Genomic DNA, 17,572 nt, shown 5'->3' on the forward strand with positions numbered 1-17,572 from the left:
ATTCAAATTCAGTATAAATGAAAAGATTTTTTGCCCTATCGCTGATTGTTTGTTCTACATCCCTACAATTGGCAAATGCTGGGACGACGTTTAAAAAAGTTTCTGAGTGTCAGAGTGATTATTTTAATGGCGATTATTGTTCTAAAGCCAACCTTGCCAAATACAAAAATGCGCTTAAATCAATGCCGCCCAATTTTGATAAAAAATATATTTTACTCAATACGGGAAATTCAGACTCTTTAGAAATGGTTGCTTTAGATACCCAAACGGGTATTGCCTATCCACTCAATTATCAGTTCACGGGTTGGGAGGATAATGAAGGCAATGTAAAAAAGAAGCCTGCTTATTCATTTTCATTGAATGACTCCAAATTATGCTTGATGGGCTCACAATTCGATGGTGATCATCCTGGAACACATGAAACCTATAGCAATATCAAAAATTGTTTTAGCATCAGTCATCAATATGGCCATACAAACTTTGAATCAAATTACGCTGACCAAGTTCAATATGAATATGACAATAAAAGCAAAACGTGGAAGCCTTATCCGCGTTAAATTTTAGATCCACAAAAAAGAGGCTTTCGCCTCTTTGCTGAATTTAACAATCCTTTAAATATGAGACTTAAACTGATTCAGGTTTAGTCAATTCAGTCATTGGCCAACGTGGTGTTGTTGTCACCGATAAACCATCTTTTTGTCCAGCTTTTAAACGCTGATAGCCTGCAAACGCAATCATTGCGCCATTATCTGTACATAAAGCAGGTTCTGCATAATAAACCGTTGCTTTAATTTTGGCTAAGTCTACTTCCAAACGCTCTCTTAACCGTTTATTGGCACTGACACCGCCCGCAATTACCAAACGCCTTAAACCCGACTGTTTTAAGGCTTTAATCGACTTTTTAACCAAAGTATCCACTAAAGCTTCTTGGAATGAAGCCGCAATATCTGCATCACGTTGTTCTTCACCTAATTTTTTTAACTGCACTGAAACAGCAGTTTTTAGACCACTAAATGAAAAATCTAACCCTTGATGCAACATTGGACGGGGAAATTCAAAAGCATTTTTGTCACCTTGTTCCGCCAATTTTGAAATATTTGGACCACCTGGATAAGGTAATTTCAACATTTTTGCGACTTTATCAAAAGCTTCACCAGCGGCATCGTCAATCGACTCACCTAGAATTTCGTACTCACCAATTGCGTGTGCTGCCATCAATTGCGTGTGTCCACCTGACACTAATAATGCGACAAACGGAAATTCAGGTGGATTTTCGGATAATAATGGAGCAAGCATATGACCCTCCATATGATGCACACCAATTGCGGGTTTATTCAGCGCAAAAGCCAAGGTGCGACCAAATAATGCCCCTGTCATAAGTGCACCCATTAAGCCAGGGCCGCGCGTATACGCCACTGCATCGATCTCTGATTTTTTTACATCGCTTTGCTCAAGCAACTGATTAATCAATGGAATTAACTTCCGAACATGATCTCGAGAGGCCAACTCAGGGACCACACCACCATACTCTGCATGCAATTTAATTTGACTATATAACACCTGTCCTCTTAAGCCGACTTCATTGTCATAGAGCGCTAATCCTGTTTCATCACATGAAGTTTCTAAGCCCAGAACGATCATTAAATTGCCTTTTACCCATTTCAAAATATTGCTAAAGCTATTATAGACTTGTGGTATGAGATGTAAATGAGTAAAATACTGACCTTCACTTGTGATCTAGGGTAATTCGACCCTGATCTTATCCATAACTTAATGAGGATTCTTCATGCCACAAGTTAAATTGAAAGAAGGCGAACCAGTAGACGTAGCTATCCGTCGTTTCAAACGTTCATGCGAAAAAGCTGGTGTTTTAGCTGATGTTCGTAAACGTGAATTCTACGAGAAACCTACTCAAGAACGTAAACGTAAAAAAGCTGCTGCTGTTAAACGCTACCAAAAGAAATTGGCGCGTGAATCAGTACGTACTACTCGCCTTTACTAAGATTAATTTGTGATTGATTGACTCACCTGGACAGATAAATGACTACTTTAAAAAACCAAATAACTGATGTTTTAAAAGCAACAATGCGTGCTAAAGAAATGGGTAAGTTAACGGTAATTCGTGGTCTACAGGCAGCAATCAAACAAATCGAAGTCGATGAGCGCATAGAGCTTGACGATACTCAGGTTCTTGCGGTCATTGAAAAGCAAATCAAACAACGTAAAGAATCGGTCAAAGCCTTTGAAGGTGCAGGCCGTGAAGATTTAGCTAGTAAAGAACAAGCCGAAATTGAGGTGTTATCTCAGTTTCTACCTGAAGCTATGTCAGAGGACGAGCTTGATTCTCTCATTGCGCAAACTATTACTGCGCAAGGTGCAACTAGCATGAAAGATATGGGTAAGGTGATGAATTCTCTACGTCCGATCATAGCCGGACGTGCCGATCCAGCACAAGTTTCTGCAAAAATTAAAGCAAAACTTGGCTAAACCCAACGTTCTTAAATCTGAATTTCTGTTTGATTTGGTCTATTTAACAACTTAAATAAAAATTATTTTGCAATGAAATAGTTTCTTGTTAAATAGCCCAAAATCTTCAATCTACAATATCACTTAATTTATTTTCTATCTGATAATGGCAAATATCTCTAAAGCCACCATCGACTGGATTCCATACAGATTGATATTGAATATTTTTAAGTAAAAACCCTGCTTTTTCACATAATTTTCGTGCCAATATATTTTCTGCATCGACATAAGCATTTAAACCGACAAAATTCCATTTCGAAAATAAATTACTTACAAATAGTATTAGTGCTTGTGACATGTAGCCTTTTTGCTTAAATTTTGAGTTTCCCCAAAACCCAATAGATGCAGTATTTTCCAACCAATTAATTTCATGGATATCGACAACCCCTAAAAAATCATCAATTTCTTTTAAACGGATAATAAATACAAAGTTCTCTTTATTTAACAACGCCACCAAACGAGATTGGCAAAATGCCATTGAAGCATGCAAATTAGGTTCTTCCAATGCCCATAATAAACTTGCAGGAAACTTTCTAAGCTCAGTTAAGCTATTTTTTATTGCGCTATATAAATCTTCAGCATCAGATACTTGAATGATGTTGAGAACAATTTGCTCATTCTCAATTTGAAATTGGCTAAAATCCATAAATAATCTGGCTCAGATGTAAGATGTTAAAGATAACCCTATTTCAAATCACACTGAATATTATATTTTTTAAGTAGCTGCATTTCAGGTGACAACATCACTTTATCAATCACATTTTGTTTGGTCATAGATTGCGCTGATGGTGGGAGGGATTGACGATTTTCATCTGTCGTTTTATACATATCATCGACATATTTTTTAACAATGCCACAAAATTGTGACTCTTGTTGTGGGTTAAACTGGCTCAATTTCGGATCTAAGCTACGTAAAAAAAATTTCATATCTGCACTGTATTGCGCCGAAATACGCTCAACTTCTCGAACATAGCTTTCTGGTACTGCTGCAAATGTTGAGTGAGCATAGAAAAAAATACTGAATGCGATTAAAATTTTCTTCATGTGAATCAAATACTTTATTATAACTTTAAGTGATTTTAGCTTAACCTGTTCAAGCAAGAATAGAAAGTAAATTTTCTTTAATGGCTCATTTAAAATCACTCATTATTTTTAGTTTTTTAATCTAAGCTTTTAGAGTTTTAATCAGGCTTTTAAATTTTTAGCTTCCGTTCATCTTGCATCACTTTTAAACGTGTATCGATACGGGCACTCATCGCATTATTTTCTTTAGCCAAACGCTTGGCATGTAAAAGTGATTTAATTGCATTTTCTTCATCACCAGACCAATATTGAACTTCCGCCCGATTTCTTAGCACATTGACTGTACGCATTGGATTCTTTTTATCTAAATTTGCCGCTTGTTGTAACAATTGCCAGCCAATAATGTCCTTATTATTTTTATTCACAAAGCGATTAACCAGTTGCTCAGCTTCTTTGGACTTTTGTTGTCGAATATAAACTTCAGCTAATTTATAACTTAATGCACGATTTTCTGGGGTTATGATTTGCTTACTGATGATAGTTTGATAGGCATCGTCTAGCTTATTTCGCCCTAAATAAATATCAGTTTGAATCAATGTAACCAACGTATGCTCAGCGTTAACCTTCTTAGCTAAATTCAGCTGGGTTTGCGCATTGTCATAATCACCCTGCAGTAAATAAAATTCACTTAAAGCCAATAAACCCGCTAAATTATTGGATTGTGCTAAAGCCAGCAACTGACGATCAGTCGCTTGTCCCGAAATCACTGCGGTATACCATTTAATAATATTAAAATCAGATTGTTGAGCACGAAAAGGAACTTTTGGAAATTGATTTGCTCTTAATCTTGCTTCACTCATACGCTCAGTTGTTAAAGGATGAGTTAACCAAAAATCAGGTAAAAAACTCAAACGACTGGTAGACCGATGCATGGTTTCAAAGAAATCAGCCATACTTTCTGGGTCATATCCTGCACCATACATAAACTGCATGCCAATCCGATCAGCTTCACGTTCTTGATTTCGGCTATAACTGAGCTGCTTGTCCATTAATGCAGCTTGTGTACCCATCATCACCGCCCCACCAATATCACCATCCGCTTTGGACGCCAATGCAGCACCGACAATAATTCCAGCAAGTGCCAACAAACCTTGCCCTTTAAATGCTTCTTGTGAACGGCTGTAATGACGTTGTGTGACATGGGCAATTTCATGTCCCATCACACTGGCAACTTCATCCATATTACTTGAAGCTGTAATCATTCCACTATTTAGGGCAAACATACCGCCAGGTACTGCAAATGCATTGATCTGAGCATCTTTGATCACCACCAAGCCTACTGGCTGTGAAAGCTGGGTCTGACTGAGAATTTTTGAAAAAACCAGCATAAACTGGTCTTCCAGCCAAGGATCTTGAAGAACTGGCATTTGATGTTGAACTTGACGATAAACTTTTTCACCAATGGTTTTTTCTTTTTGTTGATCAATAAACCCTACTCCACTGCCAATCTCAGGTACTTCAAATTGAGTACTATTCTGAGTTGGCAAAAAATCATCAGCTGAGCTCATTGAAGTGCTTAAGCAGAGACAAAGGCTGAGGAAGGTCTTGTTCAATTGATCATCCCAATTATTTTAATATTCTAAATATAACATTGAATTTAGTACAAATTCGCAATGAAGTGTTAGGGGGCTGTAAACATTTCATATGTAATTTGCATTGTCAGCAAACTTTCAATATCAACTAAAAGTTTTCATTGACTAAATATCTTGGTGTGCGTTGTTCCAAAGCATCGACTAAATTTTGAAAAGCCAGTTCCGCCATTTTCTTACGCGTCTCGGCGGTCGCTGAACCGATATGCGGTAAAGTCACGACATTGTCCAACTCAAACAATGGCGATTGTTGCAACGGTTCTTTTTGGTATACATCTAGACCCGCAGCAAAAATTTGACGGTTCCGTAAAGCCTCTGTTAATGCATATTCATCCACTACTGAACCACGAGCAATATTGACAAAAACAGCATGCTTTTGCATCAAAGCAAATTCTTGAGTCCCAATTAAGGCTTTAGATTGGCTATTTAAATCTACCGCGACCACAACAAAATCGGCTTGTTTTAGCAGTGCTTCAAGACTTTTGTATTGTGCATTAAACTGTTGTGCCACTTCGATTTTTTCACGACGATTATGATACAAAATATTCATATTAAAGCCATAAAATCCACGTCGTGCAATAGCTGCACCGATATGACCTAAACCGATTATTCCTAAAGTTTTACCGAAAATTTCTTGACCAAATTGTGTCGCATTGACTGTACGCTGCCACTCACCTTGTTTGGTCCAGTGATCTAGACTTGGCACTTTACGTGCAGCACTCATTAACAAAGTAAAGGCTAAATCCGCGGTCGTTTCTGTTAATACATGTGGTGTATTCGACAGCCAGATTTTCTTTTGATTTAAATAATCAACATCGTAATTATCATAGCCCACACTAACAGAGGAAATAATTTTTAATTTTTCTGCAGTTGCGATATTGCTTTCATTAAGCAAACGACCCGCACCAATCATTGCATCCGCATCAACAACTGCTTGACGAATTTGTACATTGATATCTCCTTGCTTAGGATTCAATACAACCAACTGATATTTTTCTGCTAATTTTGCTTGAACGTCTGAGTCGATTTGACTAAATACAACCACTTTTTTATTCATATCCAAGAAAACCTCTCAGTACAGATTTTTAAAGCTAATTCACTTTATTTTGCATAAATTGCCATAGACGGCGTTTTAATAAAGGTTGCTCAATCATCTCTTGTAAACTTGCCAATTCGAACATTTCAGTATTATTTAAATAAGGCAATTGACCAAGACTGATGACTTTGCGCTCTTGTCTTAAGGCATCAACAAACCCTTGAATATATATCGCAGCCCCTCTTCCATCTTGAAGCTGCACCATTGGAAAAGGCCATTTCAAATCATAAAAGTGCCCTACAAAGGCTTGCTGTATATTGCTCCATAGCGTGAATTGGTCAGTGCTGACTTGAGTACAATCAACAAAGATGACACAGCTTTCAATGCAATAGGCTTGGATTTCAAATGGCGCAATTTGTAATGCAGGCTCAACAGTAAAGTTTGTCTGTTGCTGAATTTGCTCAGGTGCTGAAACTTCTTCAGTTTGCTTTGTTTCAGGATTTCGTTTTAATAGAGAAACTTCAGGCTGATGTGCTTTTTCAATCTGTGACGGATGTACATTTTGATTTTCTAGTTTTGCATTAGATTGAGTTGAATGAATGTTCAACTCAGGCACAACAGCAATATTCTGTTCAACTTGAGCAATATCACGGTATAGCGCATTTTCATAATGACGTGTTTGAACATCAACCTTGGGGATCCAAAGCTCTATTCCCATCGTAGCCAAAATGCTACGCTGATGTTCTGATACATTCATATTCATTATGGATTCAATACACACTATTCAAGCTATATTTTAGCTGTGTTTTGACTTTTTTGTCGCACTAATCAAAGTAAAAAAACACGATAAATTAAATTTAAGCGCAAGAAGATGTTACATGCTGATTTTAGCGACAATCATTGAGCACCAACTCACTATAAAGATGTGATTAAAATTCCGTACTTTGCCGTAAGATACATCCCCTGACGAATGATATCTGTACCATTGGCATGATCAACTTTGAGTTCTTGAGTCAACACATCAAATTGAAAAGCATCATAACAATCTTGATGTTGGCATAACCAATTTAAAGTATCAGCAAGATGTTCATCGACAATATAATTTTCAGCTAAAAAATCTTTAGACATTATGATTCAAAGACAATAAAAGAAGAATAGCGTTATTCTAACGCAAATTTAGCAACACCTTAAAAAAAACAGGCTTAAGCATTAAACATATACAAGACATAAGCAATCAACCGAGTACGCCGATGAACATAAGGATGAATAGATAATCTTACAAACTAGATTTTTATTATTTTCATTTAGAGAGGTAACGCTTTCTAAATATCACCATATTTTCTCGTATGATCATAATATAGTGATATTTTGCAATCGCTTCTAGAAAATTAATGATGAGCACCACACTTACGACACTCTTTCACCACACTATTATGTCCAATTTCATATTCAAAACTGTGGATACACAATAATTTTCTGATTTTTTGAAACATTTTAAAACTCCTTTTAATATCTTACACCAATATAGTTTCATCCTAAAACATCAATGCCTTAACAAGACATGTGATATGTTTAGCATATCTACATATATCTGAGTAATACTTTTTCCTAGTTCTTTAGTCTGATACCGCAAATTTCATCATCAAATTTTCAAATCGTGATAATCCAACTAAGTTATTGTTTTTTCTTGGTTAAAACTATAAAAATATTGCAAAAATATATTGTTTTTAAGCTTGATTTAATCTGACTTTTATATAGGATGAAATGATAGCTTTTTTTATTTAACAATTTTTTTCACTTAGAGAGCTTCAGAGAAAAAAACAATTTAAGCCTATCAACAAGATTATAAAGGAATTTTATATGCAAGGACGTATGATGCAGCAACCATTATTAATCAGTAGCCTCATTGAGCATGCTACTCGTTATCATGGTGATACTGCGATTATTTCAAAAAATACTGATGGTACGATTACAAAAACAGATTGGACACATGTAAGTGAAAACGCGAAACGCTTTGCCAATGCGCTTGCTGGACTGGGTTTAGGTTTAGGCGACCGAGTTGCAACGATTGCATGGAATAATCATCGTCATCTTGAATCTTGGTATGCAATTTCCGGAAGTGGTTTGGTCTGCCATACCATTAACCCTAGACTCTTTCCTGAACAATTAATCTTTATTATCAATGATGCTCAAGATAAAGTAGTTTTATTTGATAAAACATTTTTACCACTAATCAAAGCTGTGAAAGCCCTTACCCCTAATGTAGAGCATTTCGTCTATCTGGGTGCTTTTGACCAAGATATTGCTGATGCCCTCCCAGAGGTTAAATTCTATGATGTGCTGATTGCAGAACATTCAGTACAGTACCAGTGGCCAGATTTTGAGGAAAATACCGCAAGCTCACTATGCTATACCTCAGGGACAACAGGTAACCCCAAAGGCGCATTATATAGTCATCGCTCAACCATTTTACATACCTATGCGATCGCACTACCCGACTCTCTAAATTTATCTGCAAAAGATATTATGTTACCTGTTGTTCCAATGTTCCATGTCAATGCTTGGGGTACACCTTATGCCGCAGCTATGGTTGGTTGTACATTGATACTCCCGGGGCCAGGTTTAGATGGCGGCAGCTTAGTACAAATGATTGATGAATATAAAGTCAGCATTGCGCTTGGTGTACCAACCATTTGGCAAGGCTTGCTTGCAGCAGCAAAACAATCTGGTAGTACTCTTGAAAGCCTTAAACGCAATGTCGTTGGCGGTTCAGCCTGCCCACCTGCGATGATGAAAGCATTTAAAGACATTTATCATTGCGAAACTATTCATGCATGGGGCATGACTGAAATGAGCCCATTGGGCACAGGTAACCAACTCAAAGCCAAACACCTAAATTTAAGTGAAGAAGAACAATTCAAAGTTCGCTTATCGCAAGGTCGCCCACCTTTTGGCGTAGATTTACGTATTACCGATGAAGAAAATGGCACACATGAAGTTGCTCGTGATGGACATAGCACTGGGAATTTGCAAGTAAAAGGTCATTGGATTATTGAATCTTATTATGGAAAATCTGAAAAAGCGTTAAGTGCTGATGGTTGGTTTGATACTGGTGATATCGCTACGATTAATGAGGATGGCTATCTACTGCTAAGCGATCGTGCCAAAGATTTAATTAAATCAGGTGGCGAGTGGATTTCGTCTGTTGAGCTTGAAAACATTGCTATGAATCATCCTGAAATTGCTATGGCTGCTGTAATTGCAGCAAACCACCCGAAATGGGATGAACGCCCTGTGGTAATTGCGATTAAACAACAAGGTACTCACATTACTGAACAAGATTTACTGGATTACTATGCAGATAAAATTGCAAAATGGCAAATCCCAGACAAAGTCATTTTTGTAGATTCCATTCCTTTAACAGGTACTGGCAAGATGTTAAAGCGTGATTTACGTGAACAATATAGTGATGTGTTATTAACGGAATAAATCCTTTGAATAAGCTTTAAAGAATTACTAACGAATCATATCGAATTGAAAAGCCCAATGTGCCATTGGGCTTTTTCTATTTCACAAAAAAAACTAGATATTTAAACCAATGATTCACTTTGAACAACTAGCTTAAATAAGCAAAATAAATACAAGATAAATACTCCTAACATATACATTTTTTTGGCTTTTCAATCGTATGTACAATATTTTGCGCTACGCACATTCAAACCATTTAACGATCTGCGCGGTTTACCTCAATGACTCATCTCATTTTATATAAGCATAAAAAACTCGGATCGAAATCCGAGTTTTTCAATATTGTTCAACTACATTTCAATGCCAATCGCATCTAAAATGTTTTATCAATGTCTAGAACCGCCAATGATAGAACACATCAATGGCTTTTTCTAAGGACTGACTTGCTTCCAAATACAAACGTTTATTCATTTGATAACGTAAAGTCAGTTTATTCACTGGTGTAAATACCCCCACACCATAACGAATATACAAGTCTGGCGTAATATATCCAGTCAAACTGACCTGAGTATCATCACCTGTACCCTGCGCATCAAAAGATAAACCACTTAAACCAAAAGTACGTCCAATTTGATTGGTAAATGCTCGCGTTCCACCTAGACCCAGACTAATCCCTGCTGCCGCAATAGTATTGTTTACATCCGATTTAAAGCCTTCAGCATTACTTAAACCACTCGAACCTTCATTAATACGTCCTGTGATTAAAGCATTCATTGCTTCCTGATCTGACAGTCCAGCATCGTTATAAACTTGGATATTTGGACTTGAAGCAGTACCTGTAATACGAAGTCCTACTGTGCTTCCAGAAATACTCTTATTGGTATCGACATCTAATGTAGGATTGGACAATGGTCCATTAAAACGAGCAATCGCACGATTCAAATCCAAGCGTTGACCATAAGCCTCAACGGTTACTTTCTGACTAACACCAATTGCGCCATTGGCACGCATCGCAGTTTCTAAACCGCGTTGAGACAGGTATAGACGTCCAACCAATGGAATACGACTGTTAAACCCTTGGAAAATCACCTTATCACCTAAGTTTACCGAGACATCTGCACGTATAGACCACGGTTGTGCTGCTTTAAGCACAGCCAACTGATTTTGACCTTCTTTCACAATACGAACATCAGGTGATACATTGACTACTGTTGCACTTGATTCAGGCATTGAAATTAATGCACTAGGAACATCAACCTTACCTTTCACTGTAATTTTTTTACTTAAAGGTAATGCATCCAATTCGATATCTGTATCAACAATTGCAGTAATGAGCGGTGCTTGACGAATCAGCAATTTATCGCCATTTAAACGTAATTGTACATGAGGGTCATTTTTCCAATCGATACTACCGCTAATTTTACCTACACCACGACCACTATTAAAAGCACCATTAATTGTTGCAACATCTTGACGAATTGAAGTGTAAATCTGAACATTATTTAAGTTCACAGGCAGTGAAATCATACTAATTTCACCATTTTTCAATCGCATTTCGCCATCAAACAATGGCTGTGTCAGTGTCCCGTTAATTTTGCCTGCAAGTGATAACGTTCCATCGAGTTTACGAACATCGGCTATAAACGGTTTTAATATTTTCAACTGAACTTCGTTAAATGCTACCTCCCCACGCATCGGCTTAGACGCCACATATGGGTTCACAATAACGCTGGCATATCCCGTCCCCACATTAGGAGCTTTCAAATCAACACGTAATAACAATCCATCTTTTATGCTTTTCGCAATTACACTGGCTTCGTCATAGTTCATTGAAGTCGAAGGGTCATTAGGATCTTCAGCAGCAATACCAATTTGCCCATTACGGGTAACAAGTTTAGCATCCAGTTTAGGTTGTGCACCTTTAGCCCATGATGCTTTTGCATAACCATTTAATTTGCCAGTTAATGCTAAACCTTCTGGCATAAATGCTGCAAAATCATTCAGATCCAGATTCTTGGTGAGGAACGAAACATTACCATTTTGCTGACTTGCACGTATGGGTTGATCAAAACACAATTGGCTTTGCTGGCTTGACCAACAATGTTGACCTACATATAGCTCCGATTTTGAGGCATTAAAAATGACCGGTGCATTTTGCTGTTGCAATAAATGCGCTCTTACAGAGTCAAATTCGCCTTTCTGAATCTGACCTAACCAATCGTTTTGGGCATTAAATCCGCCTGCAAGTTGCACATAGAACTTAGAATAATAATTCCACGCCTGAATCTGCAATAAATGTGCTTTACGAGTTCCTGAAAGTGTAATCCCTGCATGCTGGATTTCACGATTCCCACTACGCAAAGTATCCATTTGCGCAACCATTTTAGAAGCTATAGTTTCTGAGGTTGGCAGTTCACCTTTCAAGCTTAATTTTTTAATGCTTAAACTGTCATTAAAACTAAAATTATCGACAGTGAGGTTGGCAGTTGCACTCAAACGCGGCTGGGCTTGTAAATTTAAATAACCATAAGCTGTACCACGTAATCCTGGATAAAGCTCATATAATGCAGGTGCATTGACTTTTAATCTTAGATTCTGTGCATTTCCTGTAGCCTGTACTTGATTGTTAGCATAAGACAAAAATAAATTATTTGCCTCAAATTGCTGTGGCATGAGACCCTTTAAATCAGAATTCAAAACGACTGCAAGGTTACCACGCCCTCTCAATGGCTTATTATTGATCATGCCTGCAATATTCAATTGTTGAATATTGATTTTCTTCAGACGATCTGACCAATTCCCCTGAGTCTTCACATTACCAGAGATTTCACCACGTACAGAAGAGACAAAATACTGCGGTTTAAAACGCACCAAAGATGCATTGATGTCCCAACCGATACCATTACTGATATGAACCAAACCATTGGCTAAAATTTTTCCTGCAATACCATCATGTTGTAGCTCAGATATTTTGATTAGCTCAGGTGTACCCGAAACTCTAATCTTCAACAAACCACTACCTTGTTTCATCTGTGATGCATTTAATGCACCATCATAATTCACTGCAAAGCCTTTAAAAGCACCACCGGCATTGGCGTCATTGAAAATAACTGCTGCAGTACTTTTACCAGTCAATTGGATTGTTTCAGGATTGGCTTGATTTGCGAGTCTACCTGTTAAATTAATCGCATCAAAGTTAATCAGTTGTTGATTTGGTTTTGCAAATCCATTGGCTTTTATTTGTCCATTGATTAAATCTACTGGTGCAGTTGCAATGATACTTTGTGGATTGAAATCTTTTGCATTTAACAAAGCATTCCATTTTAACTGACGTTTTTCAGTTGGTAATTCCACAACTGCATTCCCAGATAAACTGCCTTTAGCAGCCACATATTCAAATGCAGGGACATGTAAATCATTACCTTTTAAGTCCAGCTGAGCTGTGTATTTACCCTCAGGCAAACTGCCTTTTTCATGCTGACGCACAACGGTTGCCACATGAATGTTTTGCTGATCATCAACCAGTGCAACTTCAACCTGACCTTGTTCACTACTCAACCAACCAACATAAGGCACTGCTCGGTCAATATTTTTCCAGTTCACACCCAATAACATAGGTTCAGGCTTTTTACCCTTTTGTTCAGCTTGATCTAATTTAACGTTCCAAGCTTCATATTTGTCAAAATCCACATTGGCGGTTAAATGCATACCTTGTTTAAGTGCACCTACTGATCCAATTTTGGCATCAAGTGAAACAGGTAAAAAGTCTTGAATCACTTGTGGAATAATTTTATCTTTTGGATTAATTCGATCTAAACGACCTTGCACATCCCAATGTACATGATCTTGCCAACTCACCAAGCCAGCAAGATTTAAAGCACCACCCATCAATTGACCATTTAAGTTGTTAATATTCAACTGATTGGTTAAATCGGTATGCGCTAAAGCAGTATATTGACCTTGCGGAATATTTTTACCACTGATATCAGTATTGATATCTAGGTTTAGGCCTTTAACATCACCATGGAATTTTGCCAAACCATTTTTAGAAAGTAATTCTTGTTCCTGTAACAGCGGCCAGTGATAATCTTTAAACACCAAAGCACCATTCATTGGAACATCGTGACGCATTGGGTGAATTACTGCCCAACCTGTTAAAAGATCGGGAGTTTTGGTTGCAACGCCAGCTTTAATAGTGTCGAGTGAGCCGCGCGCATGTACATAAATATCTTCAACATTTAAACTTTTTAAACTTGGGATTTTTAAAATAGCTTTAGCATTAAGCGGATAATCTCCTTGTTTAAAGTCCATATTACCTGTTGCGTCTTTTACAGATAGATAGCCCATGTCCATTTTAGAGTTTTCAAATTTAAGCTCTGTACCAGACCACAATGCGTTTTCTAAATGAATATCCTTAAAATCAATTTTTGTAGATGATGTTTGAAACTGCATGTGATCTACATTTGCCTCATCTAAACGTAAAACAAAAGGTAGTTTGATTTCGCTAAATTTAAATGGCTCATCACTTGGAGGGGTTTTACTGATAATTCTTAAATTATTGACATCGGCATGGCTGAGATGAATTTCTTTGTCTAATATTGCTCTCCAACCTAATGAAATATCTGCACGATCAATTTTGACATCAACCGAACTCAAGGTAACCAAAACATTTTTTAGAATAATCCCTTGAAGTAGATTTCCACTTTCATATTGATAATCAATAATTTTCTGACTTGAAGCTACCCGATCCAATAAAAACTTACTGCCTTTATCGGTACTAAACATCACAGCCAATGCAGCAATCAATAAAATAATGACCAAAAGCAATGACATCAGAATATTACGTAATATATTACGCTTCTTCGGAGCTTGCTCTTGCTTTAGTTGATCATTTTGCTGTTCATTTTGAACATCTTGATGTTCTTCATCAGCCATAATATTTCCAGTATTTCTCTTATATTTTTAGTTAATTAAAGTTGTGAACCAATAAAGAAGTGCAGTCGAATTGGATGTGCAGGATCTGAAACACCTGATGCAACATCAATACGAATCGGACCAATTGGTGACTTCCAACGTATTCCTAAGCCTAAGCTATATTGGGTATCGTTACTAAATGATTTATCGTAAGCATTACCAAAATCGCTGAATATAGCTCCACGCCAACCCTCTTTAAATTGGTAATTGTATTCCAATGACCCAACAGCCAAACCTTGACCACCCACTTTATAGCCATATTCTGTTGGGGAGAGGCTCTTATAGTCAAAACCTCGTAAACTTTGATCGCCACCAGCAAAGTATCTTAAATTATAAGGAACTTTTTCAAAATCCTTAGCAAAAATATAACCAACATTTAAGCCACCTACAAACTGATGATTATCATTTTCACCGAACGAATATAAGCCTTTCCAATCCGCGCTCGTAATTGCCATATCAGTATCTGAAAGTAAGGATTGACTTCCAAGCTGAATTTTATAACTTTGTTTATATCCTCGTGTTGGATTGATACGATTATCACTGGTTGTTTTGGTTGCTTCATAACCCAATAACAATGACTGTTGTTCTTGATTAGAGCCAGGAATTAAAAAAGCGTCAGGAATATTGGCAATATCTACAGGGCCATTTTGAGTGACACGGTCTAAACGGTAACGCACACCTAGAATATGTTGCCACTCTTTTCTTGAACCTTTAATAATACGGTCAACCCCAGCAACAGCAGACTCGATGACCAAGTCCATGTCATTACCAATACCATCACGAGTTTCGCGTTCATAACCTGCAACTAGACTAAAGTAATCATTTAATGGATGTTTATAAGGAATGTTATAACGAGCATCAATAGCTTGGCGGATTTCTGACAATTCCATATTGGCATCAAAAGAATGTCCCAGATGATTGACAATCGCACGTCTATATTGACCACGTAAACGGACGCCCGTATCCGTCCCATAACCAATACCCGTTTCTAAGCTGTTTAAGCGGTCCGCATTTAAGGTCACGATCACTGGGATCTTTTTATTCTCACGAGCCTGATCTTTGAGTAGATCTTCATCTGATTCTTTTTCTTTCTGTTGCGCTTGAAGCTGCTTTAAGTTTGGATTGACTTCTTCCCCTTGCGTCCCCGCAAACTGATTTTCATTGACCACATTTTGAGTCACTTCTTTATCTGACAAATGTGCTTTATCTGCATTGGTTTGAGCAGACAATGTAGTTTCAGTAATTTTCTGCTGGTCCACTAAGGCTTGCAGGTCTGCGGGAAGTTCAAGTGGTTTTACAATTGCATCCGGCTTAACCGCATCAACCAAGGTATAGTTAAAATAACGCGAGTTGGTTAAGTTGTTGGCCAAACCATTGACACGCCATGCGGTATAATCCGCTCCATCTTCCCATGGTGCTAAGGTTTTTAGTATTTTTAAATCAATCGGGAGTGGCTTAGAAGGATCACTCATTCTAAACTCCACATCTTGCAATTTATAACGATCACCCGTTTCGTATTTTAAATCAATTTTGGCTTTGTTTTGCGGTTGCTCAACTTTGACATCATGTAAACGCCAATAACCATCAAAAAACCCGTTATTTGAGGCTGCATCCACAATTCGGCTTTTTGTAGATTCATAGGCGCCGTGATTGAGAATATCACCTTCTTCTAAATCAGGAAGTACGCCAATAACTTGGAACTGTGCCAGTTTAGAACCTGCCCCAGTAAACTCAATATTTTGTTCAGCCACTTTGACTGGATCATGTGGCGTGACTTTAACGCCTAAATGAGTATCATCAATTTTGCTAAATTTGAATTCCGCATTGTAATAGCCCACCGCTTGGGCAGCCTGTACAGCGAGTGTTCTCAACTGTGGTACTGAACCGTTAAAATCAGAATATGCTTCTTGGGTAAAGGTGCCTAACTTTGCTTTTAAATTAGTTGCAAGAACCGCAGGCGCACCCGTCACTGAGACACCGATTTTTGGAATTGGTACACCGTTGTCTTGTGGTCCACGAATTTTATTGACTAAACTTTTAAAGAAGCCAGGTTTAGCCTTTTCTTCATCAGTATTACTCTGTGTATTATCAACCAAAGTTTTACCCGATTGATTTTCTTCTACAGAAATTTTGTTGTCTGCACGAATAGTTTGTATAAGTTCATCAACATTGACCGGCGCTTGCGTAATTTCATTCAATTCTTGTTGGGTCGCATTAGCCACTTCAATTTGAGGTTCTTTGATCACACCATTACGAAAATTCTGTGCATCTGTTTTCGCTTCTTCTGCAACTTTATAAATTTCATTTGCCAACGATTGATCCACCGCGACAGCAGGTAGCTCTTCAAGATCTTCAAATTGGATCGGCTTAAAATCCTCTTGCACCCCCATATTTTTTTCTTGTTGTTCAAGCATTTTAACACTATCAACTTGATCAGTTTGTTGAGCTTGTTGAATTTTTTGATCTAACTGGTCGATCTTTTCGTTTGATACACCTTGCTGAATGGCCGCCAATTCTAATTGTTCTTGAGTATTGCTGATTTTTTCAGAATTTGTGCTGATAGTTTCAGAACTTGATGTCAAATTCTGATTGCTTTGTATTTGATCGGCATAACTGACAGGGATTGCAAAAACACTTAAAAAAACACTTGAACATATCAGTTTATTGATATGATAACGGTCAAAGTGTAAATGTACACTATGTGAAAGCACAGATTTTTTAAAATTAATTTTTGCTGGCATACCAAGCTCGAATGACCTAAATTTATTTGTAGAAAGATCAATTATTAAAAATCTTTCAAATACCCAAACCAATTGGTTTTACACATGATTTAAGTTAAAAACATGATACATGATTTTGAGAGATAGTTACCATTTCAACACATTTCTTATATATA

13 protein-coding genes are annotated in these 17,572 nt (G+C 37.4%); 4 read left to right on the forward strand and 9 right to left on the reverse strand.

Translation table 11 applies throughout. The annotated features are described in order from the left end of the window. Positions 1 to 17 precede the first annotated feature (17 nt). On the forward strand, positions 18 to 557 hold the full coding sequence (locus tag AC2G3J_RS11110; RefSeq protein ID WP_419359267.1) for a hypothetical protein: 540 nt from the start codon (positions 18 to 20) through the stop codon (positions 555 to 557). 67 nt (positions 558 to 624) lie between these two features. Here the strand turns inward: AC2G3J_RS11110 and tsaD are convergent, their stop codons facing one another. After that, entirely contained in the window at positions 625 to 1,641 is a 1,017-nt protein-coding gene (gene tsaD, locus AC2G3J_RS11115; protein ID WP_336953035.1) for a tRNA (adenosine(37)-N6)-threonylcarbamoyltransferase complex transferase subunit TsaD, read from the reverse strand. Positions 1,642 to 1,786: 145 nt separating this feature from the next. On the opposite strand from tsaD, the gene rpsU reads away from it, so the two are divergent. After that, positions 1,787 to 2,002: a 30S ribosomal protein S21 gene (gene rpsU, locus AC2G3J_RS11120; RefSeq protein ID WP_001136722.1), complete on the forward strand. Its 216-nt coding sequence runs from the start codon at positions 1,787 to 1,789 to the stop codon at positions 2,000 to 2,002. Between the two features lie 38 nt (positions 2,003 to 2,040). Next, positions 2,041 to 2,487, forward strand: coding sequence for a GatB/YqeY domain-containing protein (locus AC2G3J_RS11125; protein ID WP_004720970.1), 447 nt, complete (start codon positions 2,041 to 2,043; stop codon positions 2,485 to 2,487). Between the two features lie 106 nt (positions 2,488 to 2,593). On the opposite strand, the gene AC2G3J_RS11130 is transcribed toward AC2G3J_RS11125, so the two are convergent. The 6 genes from AC2G3J_RS11130 to AC2G3J_RS11155 form a co-directional block, all read right to left on the reverse strand. Then, positions 2,594 to 3,172 carry a GNAT family N-acetyltransferase gene (locus AC2G3J_RS11130; RefSeq protein WP_419327419.1) on the reverse strand — a complete coding sequence of 193 codons (579 nt, stop codon included), beginning with the start codon at positions 3,170 to 3,172 and terminating at the stop codon, positions 2,594 to 2,596. Positions 3,173 to 3,210: 38 nt separating this feature from the next. After that, positions 3,211 to 3,570, reverse strand: coding sequence for a hypothetical protein (locus AC2G3J_RS11135; protein ID WP_419327418.1), 360 nt, complete (start codon positions 3,568 to 3,570; stop codon positions 3,211 to 3,213). 149 nt (positions 3,571 to 3,719) lie between these two features. Continuing rightward, positions 3,720 to 5,117: a M48 family metalloprotease gene (locus tag AC2G3J_RS11140; RefSeq protein ID WP_419330590.1), complete on the reverse strand. Its 1,398-nt coding sequence runs from the start codon at positions 5,115 to 5,117 to the stop codon at positions 3,720 to 3,722. Between the two features lie 172 nt (positions 5,118 to 5,289). Continuing rightward, positions 5,290 to 6,255 (reverse strand): 2-hydroxyacid dehydrogenase, encoded by a 966-nt coding sequence (locus AC2G3J_RS11145; RefSeq protein WP_483769984.1) that lies wholly within the window; start codon positions 6,253 to 6,255, stop codon positions 5,290 to 5,292. A 34-nt stretch (positions 6,256 to 6,289) separates the two neighbouring features. After that, the gene (locus AC2G3J_RS11150; RefSeq protein ID WP_483769985.1) at positions 6,290 to 6,997 is read right to left on the reverse strand and encodes a hypothetical protein; all 708 of its coding nucleotides are present in this window, start codon (positions 6,995 to 6,997) and stop codon (positions 6,290 to 6,292) included. A 152-nt stretch (positions 6,998 to 7,149) separates the two neighbouring features. Further along, complete coding sequence (locus AC2G3J_RS11155; protein ID WP_419327414.1) at positions 7,150 to 7,362, reverse strand: hypothetical protein; 213 nt, start codon at positions 7,360 to 7,362, stop codon at positions 7,150 to 7,152. Between the two features lie 732 nt (positions 7,363 to 8,094). Between AC2G3J_RS11155 and AC2G3J_RS11160 the strand changes: the two genes are divergently transcribed. Continuing rightward, positions 8,095 to 9,723: a long-chain-fatty-acid--CoA ligase gene (locus AC2G3J_RS11160; RefSeq protein ID WP_419359270.1), complete on the forward strand. Its 1,629-nt coding sequence runs from the start codon at positions 8,095 to 8,097 to the stop codon at positions 9,721 to 9,723. A gap of 372 nt (positions 9,724 to 10,095) precedes the next feature. Here the strand turns inward: AC2G3J_RS11160 and AC2G3J_RS11165 are convergent, their stop codons facing one another. Both AC2G3J_RS11165 and AC2G3J_RS11170 read right to left on the reverse strand, forming a co-directional pair. Continuing rightward, complete coding sequence (locus AC2G3J_RS11165) at positions 10,096 to 14,637, reverse strand: translocation/assembly module TamB domain-containing protein (protein ID WP_483769986.1); 4,542 nt, start codon at positions 14,635 to 14,637, stop codon at positions 10,096 to 10,098. A 35-nt stretch (positions 14,638 to 14,672) separates the two neighbouring features. After that, on the reverse strand, positions 14,673 to 17,417 hold the full coding sequence (locus AC2G3J_RS11170; protein WP_483769987.1) for an autotransporter assembly complex protein TamA: 2,745 nt from the start codon (positions 17,415 to 17,417) through the stop codon (positions 14,673 to 14,675). Between the last annotated feature and the right edge of the window lie 155 nt (positions 17,418 to 17,572).

The organism is Acinetobacter legionensis, assembly GCF_057165765.1.

Excerpts from the sequence above, each read along its gene's own strand:
- tsaD (WP_336953035.1), bottom strand. The coding sequence starts at position 1,641 with ATGATCGTTCTGGGCTTAGAAACTTCATGTGATGAAACAGGATTAGCG.
- AC2G3J_RS11125 (WP_004720970.1), top strand. The coding sequence starts at position 2,041 with ATGACTACTTTAAAAAACCAAATAACTGATGTTTTAAAAGCAACAATG.
- AC2G3J_RS11165 (WP_483769986.1), bottom strand. The coding sequence starts at position 14,637 with ATGGCTGATGAAGAACATCAAGATGTTCAAAATGAACAGCAAAATGAT.
- AC2G3J_RS11135 (WP_419327418.1), bottom strand. The coding sequence starts at position 3,570 with ATGAAGAAAATTTTAATCGCATTCAGTATTTTTTTCTATGCTCACTCA.
- rpsU (WP_001136722.1), top strand. The coding sequence starts at position 1,787 with ATGCCACAAGTTAAATTGAAAGAAGGCGAACCAGTAGACGTAGCTATC.
- AC2G3J_RS11130 (WP_419327419.1), bottom strand. The coding sequence starts at position 3,172 with ATGGATTTTAGCCAATTTCAAATTGAGAATGAGCAAATTGTTCTCAAC.
- AC2G3J_RS11140 (WP_419330590.1), bottom strand. The coding sequence starts at position 5,117 with ATGAGCTCAGCTGATGATTTTTTGCCAACTCAGAATAGTACTCAATTT.
- AC2G3J_RS11145 (WP_483769984.1), bottom strand. The coding sequence starts at position 6,255 with ATGAATAAAAAAGTGGTTGTATTTAGTCAAATCGACTCAGACGTTCAA.
- AC2G3J_RS11155 (WP_419327414.1), bottom strand. The coding sequence starts at position 7,362 with ATGTCTAAAGATTTTTTAGCTGAAAATTATATTGTCGATGAACATCTT.
- AC2G3J_RS11170 (WP_483769987.1), bottom strand. The coding sequence starts at position 17,417 with ATGCCAGCAAAAATTAATTTTAAAAAATCTGTGCTTTCACATAGTGTA.
- AC2G3J_RS11160 (WP_419359270.1), top strand. The coding sequence starts at position 8,095 with ATGCAAGGACGTATGATGCAGCAACCATTATTAATCAGTAGCCTCATT.
- AC2G3J_RS11150 (WP_483769985.1), bottom strand. The coding sequence starts at position 6,997 with ATGAATATGAATGTATCAGAACATCAGCGTAGCATTTTGGCTACGATG.
- AC2G3J_RS11110 (WP_419359267.1), top strand. The coding sequence starts at position 18 with ATGAAAAGATTTTTTGCCCTATCGCTGATTGTTTGTTCTACATCCCTA.